A 16,212-nucleotide genomic window follows, 5' to 3' on the forward strand; every position below is an offset into this window, starting at 1 on the left:
CAGTGGAAGCGGGACGAATGCTCGTTAACCGAAGTAGTCGCTGAGCTGGGCGAATGTGAGGGAATCGGGCGCACACTGCCGGTGCGCCCGCGTGAGGAAGAGGAACACCAAGCTATGCCGATTGCTTCAGATCCCGGGGCGGATCCGGTGCCCGACTACGCCCAATGGCGCAAGGGCGTTGCCGGGGTGCTGGCGAAGGCTCGCCGCGTCGATGTCACCGAACTTCCCGAGGAGCCCGAGCGGCTGCTCGACGAAACCACCTACGACGGCCTGACCGTCGCCCCGCTCTACACCCGGCGCGACGAGTTGCCGGAACAGCCGCTGCCGGGTTCGTTCCCCTTCGTGCGCGGGCGGGACGCCACCAGGGACGTGCACCGGGGCTGGTTCGTCAGCGCGCAGGTCGCCCAGCGCGACGCCGCGGCCGCCAACTGGGAGATCCTGGCGGGGCTGGAGAACGGGCTCAGCGCGATCTGGCTCGGCGCGGGCGAGCGCGGCGTGCCGGTGGCGGATCTGCCCGCCGCCCTCGCGGGCCTGCTGTTCGAATTGGCGCCGCTCACGCTGGACGCGGGCGGTGACGTGGCGGACGCGGCCGCGCAGGTGTTCACCGTGCTCGACGGCTACGCGGCCCCCGATCGCGCGGACATCCGGATCAGCCTCGGCGCCGCCCCGCTGACCAGCAAGTTCGCCGGTTTGCCCGACATCGGCCGCACCGAGGCGGTCGCGCTCGCCGGGCAGGCGGCCCGGCGGCAGGAAGCGGTCCGCGCGATCACCGTGGACGGCACCGTCTTCCACGACGCGGGCGCCTCCGACGCGCAGGAACTGGGCGCGGCAGTCGCCGCGGGCCTGGCCTACCTCCGGTCGCTGACCGAGAACCTGGACATCGCGGACGCGCTCGGGCAACTGGAATTCCGGTTCGCGGCCACCGACGATCAGTTCGCCACCATCGCGAAGTTCCGTGCCGCCAGGCAGCTCTGGGCACGGGTCGCGCAGGTGTGCGGAGCACCGGATTTCGGCGGCGCTCCCCAGCACGCGGTCACCTCGGCCGCCATGATGAGTCAGCGCGATCCGTGGGTGAACATGCTGCGCACCACGCTCGCCGCGTTCGGCGCGGGCATCGGCGGCGCCGACACCGTCACCGTGCTGCCGTTCGACTCCGCCCTGCCGCCGGGTGAACTCGGCGTCTCCAAGTCGTTCGCCGACCGCATGGCCCGCAACACCCAGCTGCTGCTGCTCGAGGAATCGCATCTCGGCCACGTGCTCGACCCCGGTGCGGGCTCCTGGTACGTCGAGGACCTCACCGCCGCGCTGGCGGCGAAGGCGTGGGAGTTCCTCCAGGAGATCGAGGCGGCCGGCGGTTACCTCGCCGCGCTGGAGTCCGGCCTGCTCGCCGAGCGCGTAGCGGCGACCAAGGCCGCTCGTGACACCGATGTCGCGCACCGCAAGACCGCCGTCACCGGCGTGAACGAATTCCCGAATCTGGCCGAGCAGCCGTTGTCCGAGGCGGCGCGGCAGACCGGACGGGTCGCCCGCTACGGGGCCGCATTCGAGCGGTTGCGCGACCGCTCCGACGCCTACCTCGCCGAACACGGCACCCGGCCGAAGGCGCTGCTGGTGCCGCTCGGGTCGGTGGCGGAGCACAACGTGCGGGTCACCTTCATCGCGAATCTGCTGGCCTCGGGCGGCATCGAATCGATCAATCCCGGACCGCTCACGGTGGACGCAATCGCCGCGGCGGCCACCGAGGCCGGGGCGCCGATCGCGGTTTTGTGCGGATCGGATACGCGCTACGGATCCGAAGCCGGTGCGGTGGTGGAGCAATTGCGCGCCGCGGGTGTGTCCACCGTGCTGCTGGCCGGTGCGGCGAAAGCCGTCGCCGACCTGGAGGACGCGCAGCGCCCGGACGGATTCCTCGCCGCGCGCATCGACGCCGTCGCCGCGCTGTCCGGCCTGCTGGAGAAGGTGGGAGCCTGATGACTACTCGTGAGATCGAGCATCTGATCGGCAGTTTCGCCGACGTGCCGCTGACCGAGGGCGCGCCGGAGCCCGCCGCGGTAGACGCGGCCCAGGTCACGGAGTACGTGCGCGCGGCAGCGGCGGCCAATCGATACGCACCCGAGCAGTTGGTGTGGTCGACGCCCGAAGGCATCGACGTGCCGCCGGTGTTCACCAAGGCCGACCGGGATGCCGTCGCCGCCGAGGGATATCCGCTCGACAGCGTGCCGGGCGTGGCACCGTTCGTGCGCGGGCCGTACCCCACCATGTACGTCAATCAGCCGTGGACCATCCGCCAGTACGCCGGTTTCTCCACCGCCGCGGACTCGAACGCTTTCTATCGGCGCAACCTCCAGGCGGGCCAGAAGGGTCTGTCGGTCGCGTTCGACCTGGCGACCCACCGCGGCTACGACTCCGATCACCCGCGGGTGCAGGGTGACGTCGGCATGGCGGGCGTGGCCATCGACTCGATCCTGGACATGCGCCAGCTGTTCGACCACATCCCGCTGGACCAGGTCAGCGTCTCGATGACGATGAACGGCGCGGTGCTGCCGATCCTGGCGCTGTACGTCGTCGCCGCCGAGGAGCAGGGCGTCGCGCCCGAGCAGCTGGCCGGAACCATTCAGAACGACATTCTGAAAGAGTTCATGGTCCGCAACACCTACATCTACCCGCCCAAGCCCTCGATGCGGATCATCTCCGACATCTTCGCCTACACCAGCGCGAAGATGCCGAAGTTCAACTCGATCTCCATCTCCGGCTACCACATCCAGGAAGCGGGGGCGACCGCCGACCTGGAGCTGGCCTACACCCTCGCCGACGGTGTCGAGTACATCCGCGCGGGCATCGACGCCGGTATGGAGGTCGACAAGTTCGCGCCGCGGCTGTCGTTCTTCTGGGCGATCGGCATGAACTTCTTCATGGAGGTCGCCAAGCTGCGCGCCGGGCGCCTGCTGTGGAGCGAGCTGGTCGCGAAATTCAACCCGAAGAGCGCGAAATCGCTGTCGCTGCGGACCCATTCGCAGACCTCCGGCTGGTCGCTCACCGCGCAGGACGCCTACAACAACGTCGCGCGCACCTGCATCGAGGCGATGGCCGCCACCCAGGGCCACACCCAGTCGCTGCACACCAACGCGCTCGACGAGGCGCTGGCGCTGCCGACGGACTTCTCCGCCCGCATCGCCCGCAACACCCAGCTGTTGATCCAGCAGGAGTCCAACACCACCCGCCCGATCGACCCGTGGGGCGGCTCGTACTACGTCGAGTGGCTCACCCACCAGCTGGCCAACCGAGCCCGCGCGCACATCGCCGAGGTGGAGGCGCACGGCGGCATGGCGCAGGCGATCGGCGAAGGCATCCCGAAGCTGCGCATCGAGGAAGCCGCGGCGCGCACTCAGGCGCGCATCGACACCGGCCAGCAGCCGGTGATCGGCGTCAACAAGTACCAGGTCGAAGAGGACCAGCAGGTCGAGGTCCTCAAGGTCGAGAACTCGCGGGTGCGCGCCGAGCAGGTCGAGAAGCTGCGGCGGCTGCGCGCCGAGCGCGACCCCGACGCGGTGCGGCGGGCGCTGGCCGAACTGACCCGCGCGGCGGCCTCTTCCGAGGGCGGCATGGCGAACAACCTGCTCGCGCTGGCCATCGACGCGGCAAGGGCCAAGGCCACCGTCGGCGAGATCTCCGATGCCCTGGAGCAGGTCTACGGCCGCCACCAGGCGGAGATCCGTACGCTCTCCGGTGTGTACCGCGACGAGGCAGGAAAGGTCACCAACATCACCGAGGCGAGCGCGCTGGTCGAGGAATTCGCCGAGGCCGAGGGCCGCAGGCCGCGCATCCTCGTCGCGAAGATGGGTCAGGACGGCCACGACCGGGGCCAGAAGGTGATCGCCACGGCCTTCGCCGACCTCGGCTTCGACGTCGACGTGGGCCCGCTGTTCCAGACCCCGGAAGAGGTGGCGCAGCAGGCGGCCGACAACGACGTGCACGTCGTCGGGGTGTCGTCGCTGGCGGCGGGCCACCTCACGCTGGTGCCCGCCCTGCGGCAGGCGCTGGCCGATGCCGGACGCCCCGACATCATGGTCATCGTCGGCGGCGTGATCCCGCCCGGTGACTTCGACGAGCTCTACCAGGCCGGCGCGGCGGCGATCTTCCCGCCCGGCACGGTGATCGCGGACGCGGCCATCGACCTGCTGAATAAGCTCGGCGCCGAACTCGGTCACGAACTCGGCAGCGGCGCCGCGGCGGAATGAGCGAAGCAGGTTCCGCGCGGGAGGTCCCGAAGGTGGCCGCGCGCCGGACGATCGACGTCGACGCCCTCGCCGCGGCGGTCCGTGCCAACGAGCGGGCCGCCCTGGCGCGGGCGATCACCCTGGTGGAGTCCACCAGGGCCGATCATCGGGCGCTGGCGCAGCAGTTGCTGCTGAAGTTGACGCCGGAGGCGGGCTCGGGGAGCGCGCCCTCCAACCGCGTCGGCATCACGGGCGTTCCTGGCGTCGGCAAGTCGACCTTCATCGACGCGCTCGGCATGTATCTGATCGGGAAGGGACACCGGGTCGCGGTGCTCGCGGTCGACCCGTCCTCGACCCGGACCGGCGGCTCGATCCTGGGCGACAAGACCAGGATGGCGCGCCTGTCGGTGGAACGCGACGCCTATATCCGGCCCTCGCCCACCGCGGGCACGCTCGGTGGCGTCGCCAAGGCGACGCGCGAGACCATCGCGCTGCTCGAGGCGGCCGGATACGACGTGATCCTGGTCGAGACCGTCGGGGTGGGCCAGTCGGAGGTCACCGTCGCGAACATGGTCGACGTGTTCTGCTTTCTCACCCTGGCCCGCACCGGTGACCAGTTGCAGGGCATCAAGAAGGGCGTGCTCGAACTCGCCGATCTGGTCGCGGTGAACAAGGCCGACGGCAAACACGAGGTCGAGGCCAAGGCCGCAGCCAGGGAACTCGCCGGCGCGTTGCGCCTGATCCACCCGCACGACGCGCTGTGGCGGCCGCCGGTGCTGACCATGAGCGGGTTGGAAGGCAGCGGTCTGGACCGGTTCTGGGACACGGTGCTCGAACACCGCCGCGTGCTCACCGATGCCGGGGAGTTCGACGCGCAACGCCGCCGTCAGCAAGTCGACTGGACCTGGACCATGGTGCACGACCAATTACTGCGCAGGCTCGCGGACAATCCGGCGGTGAAAGCCATTCGGGCGCAGGTGGAAAAGCAGGTTCGCGAGGGCACCTTGACCGCCGCGCTCGCGGCCGAGGAACTGCTGCGGGCCTTCGACGGGCGCTGACCCACCGGTCACGGCCGCAGGCGGCGAACGCCGTGCCGTGCGGCACTGTGCTCGCGGGCGCCGCCGCGGAAGCGGGGGAAGTCCTCGACCTGCGCGACGCGTTCGAGCAGTGAACCCGCGACGTATCCGAATCCGGCCGAACCCGATGATGGCCCGGCGGGGGTTACCGCTGCCCACCGTGCAAGCGGACATTCGCTACCAGCGCGCGATGGTCCGCTCCCGGGAGCCCTACGGTCTCCACCGCGATCGCGCGACCGCCTGCGACGAGAATGTGATCGATCCCGACCAAGGGCGGCCAGCGCTTGTCGGTCGGATAGGTGACCAGATGCCCCGCGCCCGCCTGTTCGGCGGCATCGCCGAAACGCCCGGACAGCATCACGCGGAACTGCCGATGATCGTAGGTGGCGTTGAAGTCGCCGCCGACGATCGCCGGTCGATCCATCGGCGATCGGTCGAGAATCGCGCGCAGCCGGGACAATTCGTCGGCCCAGACGCGCGTGCCGTACACCGGCGGCACCGGATGAAAGGCGTACACCGTGACCGGCCCGGTGCCCGGAATATCGGTGGTCGCCGAGAGCTGGTTCAGCACGAATCCGTCGTATTCCACGGTTTCCGACAGGGGATAGCTGCTCCATATTCCCGTCCCGGCCGCTGTCCTTCCCGGCGAGAGAAAACGGTAGGGCAGCACCTGGTCGAGTCCTGCCCGGCCGAGATCCTCCACTGCCGCGGGTGTGAGCTCGTTGACGGTGAGCACGGCGACGCCGCGTGCGCGCACCTCATCGACCAGCGCTCGGGGATCGGCTCCGTCGAACAGGAGATTGGCCTGCATCGCCGTCACCGTCTGTCCGTTCTCGTCACCCGCGCGAGCGACGTACAGCGGAGCTTGCGTCCACGCCGCGATGGCGACCACGACGGTCGCGACCGCCGCGCCGATCCAGTGCCGCGTGGCCGCGAACGCCACCGCGCCCACGCAGGCGGAACTCATCAGATACGGCGCCCCCGAAGCCGCCAAGACCAACAATCGCGCCGACGACCCATTGAAGTGCAACGCGACCCCGGTGGCCCCGGCAAGTACCGCAATCCAGGCCAGCAGGCGGACTCCGACCAGGACCGGCTTCGCTATCACACTCGATACTCAAACACACCGGTGACGCAAGACGCGTCGTGAGTCCGACCGGCCTCGGCGGCACGCGCTGCCCGTTCCATTTCGACCGCACCGGCTGAACGAGTCGACGCGCGAGCGGGAACGCGACCTGTTCACGCCCGCGCGAGGGCTCCGGGTCACTCGATGCCGAACAGTTCCGCCGCGTTGCCGTGGCACACCCGGCGCAACCAGTCGTCGCCGAGGTCGAGGCGTTCGAGCGCCTCGATCGAATGGCCGTAGGCGTGCGGAATATTCGGAAAATCGCTGCCGAACAGGATGCGGTCGGCGAAATCGCGCAGCCTGCCGTGCTCGTGAACCGGGAAGGGTACGTCGGCCTCGGCGAAATCGGTCCACACCATTGTGGTGTCCAGCCGAACTTCCGGATACTCCTCGGCCAGATCGAGGAACTCGGAGTACTCGGGCATGCCCATGTGCGCCACGATCAGCCGCAGGCGCGGAAAGCGCCGCAGCACACCGGCGATCGGCTCCGGTCCGGTGTGCGCGCCCGGCGCGGGGCCGGAACCGCAATGGATGACGATCGGAACGCGCGCGTCCTCCAGCAGGCCCCACACCGGGTCCAGCAGCGGGTCGCCCGGGTGGTAACCGCCGACTTGCACGTGCGCTTTGAAGACGCGGGCGCCGCTCTCCACCGCCTCGCGGACATAACTCGCCGCTTGCGGCTCGGGGAAGAACGTGGCGGTGTGCAGGCAATCTGGGGTGCTCGCGGCGAAGTCGGCGGTCCAACCGTTGAGCCACGCCGCCATGTCCGGCTTGTGCGGGTACACCAGGGCGGTGAACGCGCGAACACCGAAGCCGCGCAGCGTCTTCAACCGGACCTCCGCGTCGGCGCGGTAGGTGATCGGCCAGGCGCGGCCGGTCAGCGGGCCGACCGTGTCGAAATACGCCCACACCTTCCGCATCACCTGGTCGGGCATGAAATGGGTGTGGACGTCGATGATGCCGGGCAACCCGAGCCGGGCGCGCAACGCCGACAGGTAGGACGCGTCGTCTGTGCCGGTCACCGGACCTCCTGAGCGGCGGGCGGGTGCACCGCCCGCGCGAAGTCGCCGACCCGGGTGATCAGGCGATCGAAGAACAGCTGCGGATCGGTGCCGATCACGATGTCGGCGTTGGGTTCCCGGCCCCACATGCCCGCCCAGTCGGCGACCGTGGTCGCGCGGGTGATGGTGCCCGCCAACTCCACGTCCACCGTCGCAGGGCGGGTGTGGGCCAACGCCGGATCCAGCGCTACCGCGGCAGCGAAAGGATCGTGCATGTGAGCCAGATATCCGAGGTGGTAGCCGTGGTGAAAGTCGAAATAGAACCGCACCGCATCGGTGACGTGCCGGACGATCGGATTGCTCGCCGCCGAGCGGGCCTCGGGCGGATCGGACGGCGACACGATCTCCACCGGGAAGCTTTTCGCGCGCTCGGCGAGGCGTACCAAGTGCTCGGGGCGCATCTCGATGGTCTCGGTGATATCGAGGGCGCAGACGATCGGCCTGCGCCGCGCGGGGGCCGCGGCGAACGCGTCGAAGACTTCTTTGGCGGCCTCCGGGTCCACGTGCACGTTCCACTCGTTGGTGGGTGTGGTGTTGCCCGGATGGTTGAACGCGCCGCCCATGATCACCAAACGGTCCAGCAGCAGCGGCAGGTCCGGTTCGATCCGCAAGGCGAGCGCGAGGTTGGTCAACGGGCCGGTGCAGAGTCCGACGATCTCGCCGGGATGGGCGCGCGCCAGCTCCGCCCACATCCGCGCGGCCGACCGGGGCGAGAGCCGGCGAGCCGACGCGGGTAGCTCGGCGTATCCGATGCCCTGCGGTCCGTGTGTGTCCTCGGTGGTGCGCAGTGGGATGGCGAGGGGTTCGGGGGCGCCGAGCGCCACTTCGATCTCGGGCGCGTGGCAGACATCCAGCCAAGCGAGATTGTTCGCCGCCACCTGGGCCGCCGGGACGTTACCCGCCGTGGCCGCGATTCCGGCGATCTCGGCCTCGGGGGAGCCGAGCAGGTACAGCAGCGCGAGCGAGTCGTCGATGCCGGTGTCGACGTCCAGGATGATCTTCTGCCGCACGGCACGAGACTAGCGAGCCGGTGGGTGGGCGCGGCGCCGAGGTGCCGATAGCTCGGTGATCGCGAGCGCTAGTACATACGTCTAGTACGTTCGTCTGAGACGTTGTAGCCTTCAGTCATGGGAAATCGCGAGGATCTCTTGGCGGGAGCACGGAAAGTCATCGTCGAACGCGGCGTCGCCAAGGCCACCGCCCGGGATATCGCGGCGGCGGCCGGGGTCAGCCTGGCGGCGATCGGCTACCACTTCGGCTCCAAGGACCAATTGATCACCGAGGCGCTGACCGACTCCCTTGGCACCGCGATCGGCGACAGCATGGAGGCGAAGATCCGCGAGGGCAGCGGCGTCGCGCCACTGGCGGCGTTCGCCGCGCTGTGGAACGCCATGCCCGCGGTGTTCACCGAGAACGGCGACAGCATGCTGGCGAGCCTGGAGAACCTGGTGCGCGTCGCCCGGTCCCCGGAGTCGCAGAAGTTCTTCGCGCAGAGCTTGCCAGGGGCCTACCGGGACATGGCGGACGGACTGCGCGAGGCGCACCCCCAGCTGAGCGAAGACCAGGCCATGGCGATCGCCGAGCTGAACTTCGTGCTCGTCCAGGGACTCGGTGTGTTGCAGACCATCGTCCCGCAAGCGAGCCTGCCGGACGGCGACCGCTTGGCCCGGGCGGTCGCCGCGCTGGCCGGAACCGAGGATTAATGCTCGCTCGACAGTTCCCCGGCCGGGATGTGGCGCAAGCGAAGCACGGCGACCACCGAGAGCGCCAGGGCAGCCACGGCGGCGACACCCGCCGTCACGTGCACACCGTGCAGGAATGCTTCCCGCGCCGCCCGCAGCACCGCTTCCCCGAGCTCGCCGGGTAATGCCGCGGCGGTGTGCACCGCGCCGCCCAGTGTGTCGCGCACCGAGCGCCCGGCCTCGCCGGGCAGGTCGGCGGGCAGCGAGCCGGTGAGATCGGCGCGATAGAGCGCGACGCTGATGCTGCCGAGGATCGAAATGCCCAGCGCGCCACCGAGTTCCGCACCGGTTTCGGAGACGCCTGCGGCCGCACCCGCCTGTTCCTGCGGCGCCGAGCCCACGATCAGCTCGGTGGTGATGCCGAACACCGGGGCCAGTCCCAGCGCGATGATCACCGAGGCGACCAGCGCGAGCGGCACACCACCGGTGACGCCGAGCCGCGTCATCAGCAGCAGGCCGACCGCCGAGGTCGCCAGGCCCGAACCGATGAGGTAGGCCGGGCGCACCACCCGGACGATCCGGGGAGCCAGCTGCGAACCGACGATGAAGCCGAGTCCGGACGGAGCCATCACCAGGCCCGCCGCCAGCGGCGACAGGCCGAGCACGAGCTGGAAGTACTGGGCTACGAACAGGAAGTAGCCGAAGGCGACGAAGACGCCGACGACATTGATCAGCAGGGCGATCCGGAACGTGCTCAGCCGGAACAGCCGCAGGTCGAGCATCGGATCCCGGCTGCCGAACTGTCTGCGCACGAACACGACGCCGACGGCGAAACCGGCGGCGATCGCGAGCAGCGCGGCGGCGCCGAGCCCGTCCTGGGCGATCTTCTTCATGCCGAACACCAGCGCGATCATCGCCGTGACGCACAGCGCGGCACTGAGCGGGTCCAGCCGCGCGGCCTCCGGATCGCGGTACTCCGGCAGCACCTTAGGCCCGAGGACCAGCAGCAACGCCATCACCGGGACGGCGAGCAGGAACACCGAGCCCCACCAGAACCGCTCCAGCAGCACGCCGCCGAACAGCGGGCCGACCGCGCCGCCCGCGGAGAACGCGCCGACCCACACCCCGACCGCGACCGATCGCTGCCGGGTGTCACGAAACATGCTGAACAGCAACGACAGTGTGGACGGCGCGAGCGTGGCGCCCGCGATCCCTTGCAGCGCACGGCAGACGATGAGCAGTTCAGCGCTCGGCGCGAACGCCGCGACGATCGAGACCACGGCGAACGCCGCAGCGCCTGCCATGAGCAGCTTGCGCCGGCCGACGCGGTCGCCGAGGGTGCCCATGGTGACCAGCAACCCGGCCACCATGAACCCGTAGACGTCGATGATCCACAGCAGCTGCGAGCTGGTGGGACGCAGTTCGGCGCTGATCATCGGCACGGCGAGGTGGAGCACCGTCATGTCCATGGCGTAGACCAGGCAGGCCAGGGCGAGCACACCGAGCCCGATCCACTCGCGTTTGCCCGCGAGCGGTTCGGCGACGCGGTCGAGCGTGGTGTCCACGGCGCGGGTCCCTTCGGAAGCGGTGTCGATGAGCGTCATGCTGGTTCAGACGACGCGAGAAACACCATTTCATCGCCCGCGACCGGGACGCCGCAAAGGATTTTCGCGGCGCCCCGGCGGGACGGTCAGCGCGCGGGCAGCGGCCAGGCGGGACGATCCGCGCCGTAGGCGGGCGCGGGCCAGGCGTAGTCCGGGTACTCGGCGAGCGCGGGCGGCGCGGTGACGACCTGCCCGTGCCGGACCACTTCCGCCGCGCTCGGCAGGGCGGCCTTGGGATGACCAGGGGTGCGGTCCGGCGCGTCGAGCAGCCAGGCCGCGGTGCGGGCCAGGGCCACCCGCACGTCCCGCCCGACGCCGTCGTCGCGACGCGCGACCAAGGCGTCGATCACGCCCGCGGCGAGCAGATAGCCCGACGCGTGGTCGAGCGCCTGCGCGGGCAGCGCCCCCGGCACGGCGGGCGCCCCCTCGAGGATCGAGATGCCGGTGGCCGCCTGCACGATGCTGTCGAAGCCGCGCCGTCCGCCCCACGGACCGGACTCGCCCCAGGCGGAGATCCGCCCGTGGACCAGGCCGGGGCGGGCGGCGGCGCGCACGCCCGCGCGCTCCAGCGCGCCCGGACGGTACCCGGTGATCAGCACGTCGGCGGCGGCGACCAGGTCGTCGATACCGCGCGTGCGCAGGTCGACCAGCGTGGAGCGCTTGCCCTGGCAGGTGTCGGCGAACTGCCAGGGGATCTCCGGCAGTTGCGGGGGATCGACCCGCAGTACCTCGGCGCCGAGCAGCGCCAGCGCCCGCGTCGCGACCGGTCCCGCGATCACCCTGGTCAGATCGAGTACGCGCAACCCACGCAGCGGCTGCAAAGGCGCGGCGCCCGCCGGTAGTCCGGGCTCGCCGCGGTCGGCACGCGAGGCGATCGCGACCAGCGGTCCCGCCGCGGCGGCTTGTCCCTCGGGGCTGGTGGTCCATTCCTCTTCGGTGCGGACGCGGACCGCGACGGCGCCGTGTGCGGCGGCCTGCTCCTCCAGGTCCGAGGCGCGGATCATGGCCATCTGGGCGACGATGAGGTCGGCCGGGGCGGACTCGGGCAGGCCGAGCGCGGTCAGCAGCCGCGACCGGTGATGCGGATAGTTCGCGTGCGTGCGCACCCATCCGTCGAAGGTGGGGAAGAAACCGGACAGATCGGCGAACGACGTCGGGAACTGGCCGCCGATACGTAGCAGACGCTCGCTGGAGAAGGCCGCGGTGATGCGGGCCGGATCGATGCGATGCGCCACCGGGTCGAGGCCGCGCGCGGTCCGCATGCGGTTCGCGGCCGTTGTCAGCGCCGTCACCGAACCGGCGGCCAGCGCCCAGACCGGTAGTGTCGCGGCGAGATTGCTACCCGGGTCGGGCGCGGGGGAGATACGCGAGGCGGTGACACCGATACCGGCCTCGTAGTCCTGGACGAGCCGTGCGTGCGTGTTCACTCGCTTCAGCCTAGTTGCCGGTTCAGAGGAGCCGAGTGCCGTGGTCCCCCCGGCCGGAGCCGTTGCGGCCCGCGGCTTCCCGTCCGCGCCGACGTTCGGCAACGTGACCTGCGACGATCCGCATCGCAGAGCGGAAGGCCCCGCGTGCCCGCGCGCGGTGTGCCATTGCGGCCGGGCGATCGTCGGTCGGATCCGGCTTTCCTCCGCGCGGGCCCGCGGAGGGCGCCCGCACGGCGACCGCCGGATCGCCGAGGTGTGCCGCCGAGATTGCGGATGCGATGCTGACGAACTCGGAGCGTTCCGGGCGCTTCCGGCCGCGCGGAGTGGCGATGCCGGGCCGGACTCGGGCCGCGCCCGGCGCGAAACCAGCTGTCCGAGCGGACTTCTCGCCAGTGAGGATAGTGGCCCGCGCCGAGGCCGGAGGATTTGGCGAGGATAGCCCCATGCTGCACCGCAGCAACCGGCACGGGACGCCGCGCCGATCCGATGACCTGTCCGTCGCGTGCGGACAGAGGGGCAGAGCATGGCAGGCCGCACCCGAGTGTCGCGCGGCAGCCATATGTGAGGTCGAGCGACGATGACGAACGTCTATGCCGGCAGCGCGGAATACACCGTGCCGGTGATCAGGAAGAAGCCGAACTCCGTCACGCAGGAGCGGGTTCCGTTATTCGGCAACGACATGCGGCCACGCGCCGCTCTGCTCCCCGACCGGGTCCGCGCCGCGCCGATCAAGCACGACTACGAGCTGATGGCCGTACAGGACGCCCAGAACGCGGGGTACCTGCGCGAGATCCAGGACCTCGCCGCCGAACGCGCCGCGCTCGGGACCGTGGACTTCGATCAGGCGACTCGATTGCGCGTAGATCAGCTCGAGACGGCGCTCGCGGCCGCGACGACGGACGCGGTGGCCGCGGGAGTCGCGGTGGACGACGTCGATCGCGCTGTGGAGTACGGCCGGGCCGGCGCCTACTGGGCCGACCGCCCCGCGCACCGCTACCTGGGCCGGATCGCCCAGCTGACCGACGAAATGGGTTCTCGTCTCACGGAACTGGCCCGCTACCGGCAGCGGATCGCCGAGCTCGAACAGCGGCTCGCGCGGACCCGCACCGGCGAGCCCTGAGTCGCCCCTCCCGCACGCTGAGCGACTCCCGGGATCGAACCGGTGCTTCCCCCGGGCCGGGCTGTCGGATCGGTCGGTGACCGGCGTCGGCGACTACCGTGGTCTGGTCCGGCTCGCGCCGGGACCGACGGTGCAGAAGGGAGACCGAACGTGGCTGGAACGATCACCGACTCGGCGTGGTTGCGAACGTTGCGATCCGCGGCGGCCGTGCGCCATCACCTGCTGTGTTTCCCGCCCGGCGGCGGGTCGGCCACGGCCTACCGGGATCTCGCGCAGCGGTTCGGAGCGGGAGTGGCGGTGTTCGCCGTGCAGTACCCCGGGCGGCAGGACAGGCTGGGCGAGGAGCTGATCACCGACCTGGTCGGGCTCGCGGACCGGATCGCCGGGGAAGTGCTGGCCCAGGGCCGGGTCCCGGGGTTGTCGCTGTTCGGGCACAGCATGGGCGCGACCGTGGCGTTCGAGACCGCGCGCAGACTCGAGCGGGCCGGGCAGCCGGTGACGACGCTGTTCGTATCCGGCCGTCCCGCACCGACTTTCGAGGAGACCAAGCGGCTGCACGTGGCCTCCGACGACGACCTCATCGGCGACCTGGTGCGACTGGCCGCCGACCCCGCGCCGCTCGAGATGCTGCGCGCCGAGCCCGGTCTCGCCGAACTGGTGCTGCCCGCTGTGCGTGCCGACTATCAGGCGGTCGAGACCTATCGTTACCAGCCGGGGGAGCCGCTGCGCGCCGATATCGCGGCGTTGGTCGGCACCGAGGACCCGACGATGCGACCCGAACAGGCCGACGAATGGCGGGCGCACACCGCTGCCGGATTCGACCGGGCGACCTTCCCCGGCGGCCATTTCTATCTGGACGAGCACGCCGCGCAGGTGGCCGGCTTCATCACGCGCCACCTGGCCTCCGCCTGAGAACTCACCCGGGCGCTCGCCGCGGTGTTCAACGGACGGCGGGGGCGGGTCGCTGGCGCAGCAGCCACGCGTAGCCGATCCAGGACGCCACCACCAGGGCCGCCGCCAGTATTCGCACCGATCCGAGCGCCTGGTCGGGATAGATCACGCCGGTGAGGTAGTGATCGATGAACCCGCTCGACGGCAGCCGCACCAGCCCCGCGCGATCGCGCGCCCAGTTCTCCAGATGCGTAAGCGGGCAGTCGAAACCGGCCACGATCGTGCTGAATCCCCAGCAGGCCGCGAGCAGGTGCAGCCAGATCGTGCGCCGGAAGCGCCACGCGAGGAATCCGCCGACCACCACGTACGCCACGAAGGCGAAGTGCGCGGCGGCGGTGGCGTCGGCCAGTAGCCGGTACAGCACGCTTCCAGAGTAGCTTTTCCCGGCGTGCGGGATCGTGGATCGGATTCCTACCAAGGGGAGGGCTGATAGTCCTTGAGGAAGCAGCCGAACAGATCGGTGCCGTTCTCGCCCTGCACGATCGGGTCGTAGACGCGCGCCGCGCCGTCGACCAGGTCCAGCGGCGCGTGGAAGCCCTCCTCGGCGAGGCGGACCTTGGTGTAGTGCGGGCGTTCGTCGGTGATCCAGCCGGTGTCGACGGCGGTCATCAGAATGCCGTCCTGCTCGAACATCTCGCGGGCGCTGGTGCGGGTCAGCATGTTCAACGCGGCCTTGGCCATATTGGTGTGCGGGTGCCCCGGGCCCTTGTAGGCACGGGAGAACTGCCCTTCCATCGCGGAGACGTTCACGACGTACTTGCGGCGCGCCCGCGCGGCGGCCATCGCCGGGCGCAGGCGCGAGACCAGGATGAACGGCGCGACCGAGTTGCACAGCTGCACTTCCAGCAGTTCGGTCGGATCCACCTGTGCGACGGTCTGCACCCAGCTGTTGGTGTGCGCCAGGTCCGGCACCAGGCCGCCCGCGTCGATCGCCACCCCGCGCGCGATGCGTTCCGGCGTCGCGGACCCCGCGACCAATGCCAGCTCGGCTACGTCGGCGGCGGTCAATTCGGGGGTGAGCGAGGCGGTCAGCGCGGTCGGGTGCGCCTGCATGGTCTTGCCGAAGCTCACCACCTCCGGCAGCGCGCCCGCGGGCAGCGGTCCGGATTCGGCCTCGACGAGCGCGCTGTAGGCGCCGGGGGAGCGGCGCACCGTCTGCGCGGCGTTGTTGATCAGGATGTCCAGCGGGCCCTGCGCGGCGACGTCGTCGGCCAAGGCGACCACCTGGGCCGGGTCGCGGAGGTCGATGCCGACGATGCGCAACCGGTGCAGCCAGTCCGCGCTGTCGTCCATCGCGGCGAACCGGCGGATGGCGTCGTTGGGAAAGCGCGTGGTGATGGTGGTGTGCGCGCCGTCGCGCAGCAGGCGCAGCGCGATGTACATGCCGATCTTGGCGCGACCGCCGGTGAGCAGCGCCCGGCGGCCGGTCAGATCGGTCCTGGCGTCTCGCTTGGCGTGGCTGCTCGCCGCGCAGTCCGGGCACAGCTGGTGGTAGAAGGCGTCCACCCGGGTGTATCGCTGCTTGCAGATGTAGCAGGGCCGCGGGCGGATCAGCGTGCCCGCGCTGGCGCCGGAGCTGGCCGAGCTGATCGGGATGCCCGCGGTCTCGTCGTCGATCCGGTTCGGCGAGCCGGTGGCGGTGGCGGCGACCACAGCGCGGTCGGCGGAGGAGACCGCCTCGCGCGCTTCGGAGCGGCGTCGCTGCTTGAGCTTCTTGAACATGTGCCCGACCGCCCGCTGCACGAGCACCGAGTCGGGATGCTCTTTCTCCAGCGTTCCGGCCTGCTCCAGGACTCGAAGACAGGTCGCGAGGTCTTCGGGATCGATCATGCTTTCGGCCATCGCGGCGGGGGACATCCTTCATCGAGCTGGGTGGGCGACCGGCCCATTGTCGCAAATCCCGCTCGCCGGGCAGCCGCCCGGTCGGCTGTGGTCGTGCCGGAACGTC

The 16,212-nt window shown here is 70.4% G+C and carries 13 protein-coding genes; 6 read left to right on the forward strand and 7 right to left on the reverse strand.

Annotated elements, in window-relative coordinates; translation table 11 throughout:
- Window positions 1-114 precede the first annotated feature (114 nt).
- The 3 genes from HOV91_RS15895 to meaB are packed head-to-tail and all read left to right on the forward strand — an operon-like array spanning window position 115 to window position 5,275.
- Window positions 115-1,971 (forward strand): methylmalonyl-CoA mutase family protein, encoded by a 1,857-nt coding sequence (locus HOV91_RS15895; protein ID WP_174186157.1) that lies wholly within the window; start codon window positions 115-117, stop codon window positions 1,969-1,971.
- Window positions 1,971-4,238, forward strand: a complete 2,268-nt coding sequence (scpA, locus tag HOV91_RS15900; RefSeq protein WP_174186158.1) for a methylmalonyl-CoA mutase — start codon at window positions 1,971-1,973, stop codon at window positions 4,236-4,238. Before HOV91_RS15895 ends, scpA begins: the two co-directional genes overlap by 1 nt.
- Window positions 4,235-5,275: a methylmalonyl Co-A mutase-associated GTPase MeaB gene (gene meaB, locus HOV91_RS15905; protein WP_174186159.1), complete on the forward strand. Its 1,041-nt coding sequence runs from the start codon at window positions 4,235-4,237 to the stop codon at window positions 5,273-5,275. The genes scpA and meaB overlap by 4 nt, the downstream gene beginning before the upstream one ends.
- 163 nt (window positions 5,276-5,438) lie before the next feature.
- Here meaB and HOV91_RS15910 read toward each other — a convergent pair whose 3' ends face one another.
- The 3 genes from HOV91_RS15910 to HOV91_RS15920 all read right to left on the reverse strand — a co-directional run bounded on the left by HOV91_RS15910 (window position 5,439) and on the right by HOV91_RS15920 (window position 8,490).
- Complete coding sequence (locus HOV91_RS15910; protein WP_174186160.1) at window positions 5,439-6,401, reverse strand: endonuclease/exonuclease/phosphatase family protein; 963 nt, start codon at window positions 6,399-6,401, stop codon at window positions 5,439-5,441.
- A gap of 155 nt (window positions 6,402-6,556) precedes the next feature.
- Entirely contained in the window at window positions 6,557-7,441 is an 885-nt protein-coding gene (locus HOV91_RS15915) for an amidohydrolase family protein (protein WP_174186161.1), read from the reverse strand.
- Window positions 7,438-8,490: a nucleoside hydrolase gene (locus tag HOV91_RS15920; RefSeq protein ID WP_174186162.1), complete on the reverse strand. Its 1,053-nt coding sequence runs from the start codon at window positions 8,488-8,490 to the stop codon at window positions 7,438-7,440. Before HOV91_RS15920 ends, HOV91_RS15915 begins: the two co-directional genes overlap by 4 nt.
- A 117-nt stretch (window positions 8,491-8,607) precedes the next feature.
- On the opposite strand from HOV91_RS15920, the gene HOV91_RS15925 reads away from it, so the two are divergent.
- Window positions 8,608-9,183, forward strand: coding sequence for a TetR/AcrR family transcriptional regulator (locus tag HOV91_RS15925; RefSeq protein WP_174186163.1), 576 nt, complete (start codon window positions 8,608-8,610; stop codon window positions 9,181-9,183).
- Here HOV91_RS15925 and HOV91_RS15930 read toward each other — a convergent pair.
- Both HOV91_RS15930 and HOV91_RS15935 read right to left on the reverse strand, forming a co-directional pair.
- Window positions 9,180-10,766: an MFS transporter gene (locus tag HOV91_RS15930; protein ID WP_174186164.1), complete on the reverse strand. Its 1,587-nt coding sequence runs from the start codon at window positions 10,764-10,766 to the stop codon at window positions 9,180-9,182. The two genes, HOV91_RS15925 and HOV91_RS15930, sit on opposite strands and share 4 nt — an antisense overlap.
- A gap of 86 nt (window positions 10,767-10,852) precedes the next feature.
- A complete protein-coding gene (locus HOV91_RS15935; RefSeq protein ID WP_174186165.1) occupies window positions 10,853-12,193 on the reverse strand; it encodes a CoA transferase in 1,341 nt (446 codons plus the stop codon).
- 577 nt (window positions 12,194-12,770) lie between these two features.
- Here HOV91_RS15935 and HOV91_RS15940 point away from each other — a divergent pair.
- Together HOV91_RS15940 and HOV91_RS15945 are read left to right on the forward strand one after the other, a co-directional pair.
- The gene (locus HOV91_RS15940; RefSeq protein WP_174186166.1) at window positions 12,771-13,313 is read left to right on the forward strand and encodes a hypothetical protein; all 543 of its coding nucleotides are present in this window, start codon (window positions 12,771-12,773) and stop codon (window positions 13,311-13,313) included.
- 150 nt (window positions 13,314-13,463) lie between these two features.
- Window positions 13,464-14,225 (forward strand): thioesterase II family protein, encoded by a 762-nt coding sequence (locus HOV91_RS15945; RefSeq protein ID WP_312884637.1) that lies wholly within the window; start codon window positions 13,464-13,466, stop codon window positions 14,223-14,225.
- Between the two features lie 28 nt (window positions 14,226-14,253).
- On the opposite strand, the gene HOV91_RS15950 is transcribed toward HOV91_RS15945, so the two are convergent.
- Both HOV91_RS15950 and HOV91_RS15955 read right to left on the reverse strand, forming a co-directional pair.
- Window positions 14,254-14,628 (reverse strand): DUF2784 domain-containing protein, encoded by a 375-nt coding sequence (locus HOV91_RS15950; protein WP_174186167.1) that lies wholly within the window; start codon window positions 14,626-14,628, stop codon window positions 14,254-14,256.
- 47 nt (window positions 14,629-14,675) lie between these two features.
- Window positions 14,676-16,106: an SDR family NAD(P)-dependent oxidoreductase gene (locus tag HOV91_RS15955; RefSeq protein WP_174186168.1), complete on the reverse strand. Its 1,431-nt coding sequence runs from the start codon at window positions 16,104-16,106 to the stop codon at window positions 14,676-14,678.
- Window positions 16,107-16,212 lie beyond the last annotated feature (106 nt).

Source organism: Nocardia barduliensis, from assembly GCF_013315795.1.
GTDB lineage: Bacteria > Actinomycetota > Actinomycetes > Mycobacteriales > Mycobacteriaceae > Nocardia > Nocardia barduliensis.

Coding starts and splice junctions, on each gene's coding strand:
- HOV91_RS15895 (WP_174186157.1), top strand. CDS start 115: ATGCCGATTGCTTCAGATCCCGGGGCGGATCCGGTGCCCGACTACGCC.
- scpA (WP_174186158.1), top strand. CDS start 1,971: ATGACTACTCGTGAGATCGAGCATCTGATCGGCAGTTTCGCCGACGTG.
- meaB (WP_174186159.1), top strand. CDS start 4,235: ATGAGCGAAGCAGGTTCCGCGCGGGAGGTCCCGAAGGTGGCCGCGCGC.
- HOV91_RS15925 (WP_174186163.1), top strand. CDS start 8,608: ATGGGAAATCGCGAGGATCTCTTGGCGGGAGCACGGAAAGTCATCGTC.
- HOV91_RS15930 (WP_174186164.1), bottom strand. CDS start 10,766: ATGACGCTCATCGACACCGCTTCCGAAGGGACCCGCGCCGTGGACACC.
- HOV91_RS15940 (WP_174186166.1), top strand. CDS start 12,771: ATGACGAACGTCTATGCCGGCAGCGCGGAATACACCGTGCCGGTGATC.
- HOV91_RS15955 (WP_174186168.1), bottom strand. CDS start 16,106: ATGGCCGAAAGCATGATCGATCCCGAAGACCTCGCGACCTGTCTTCGA.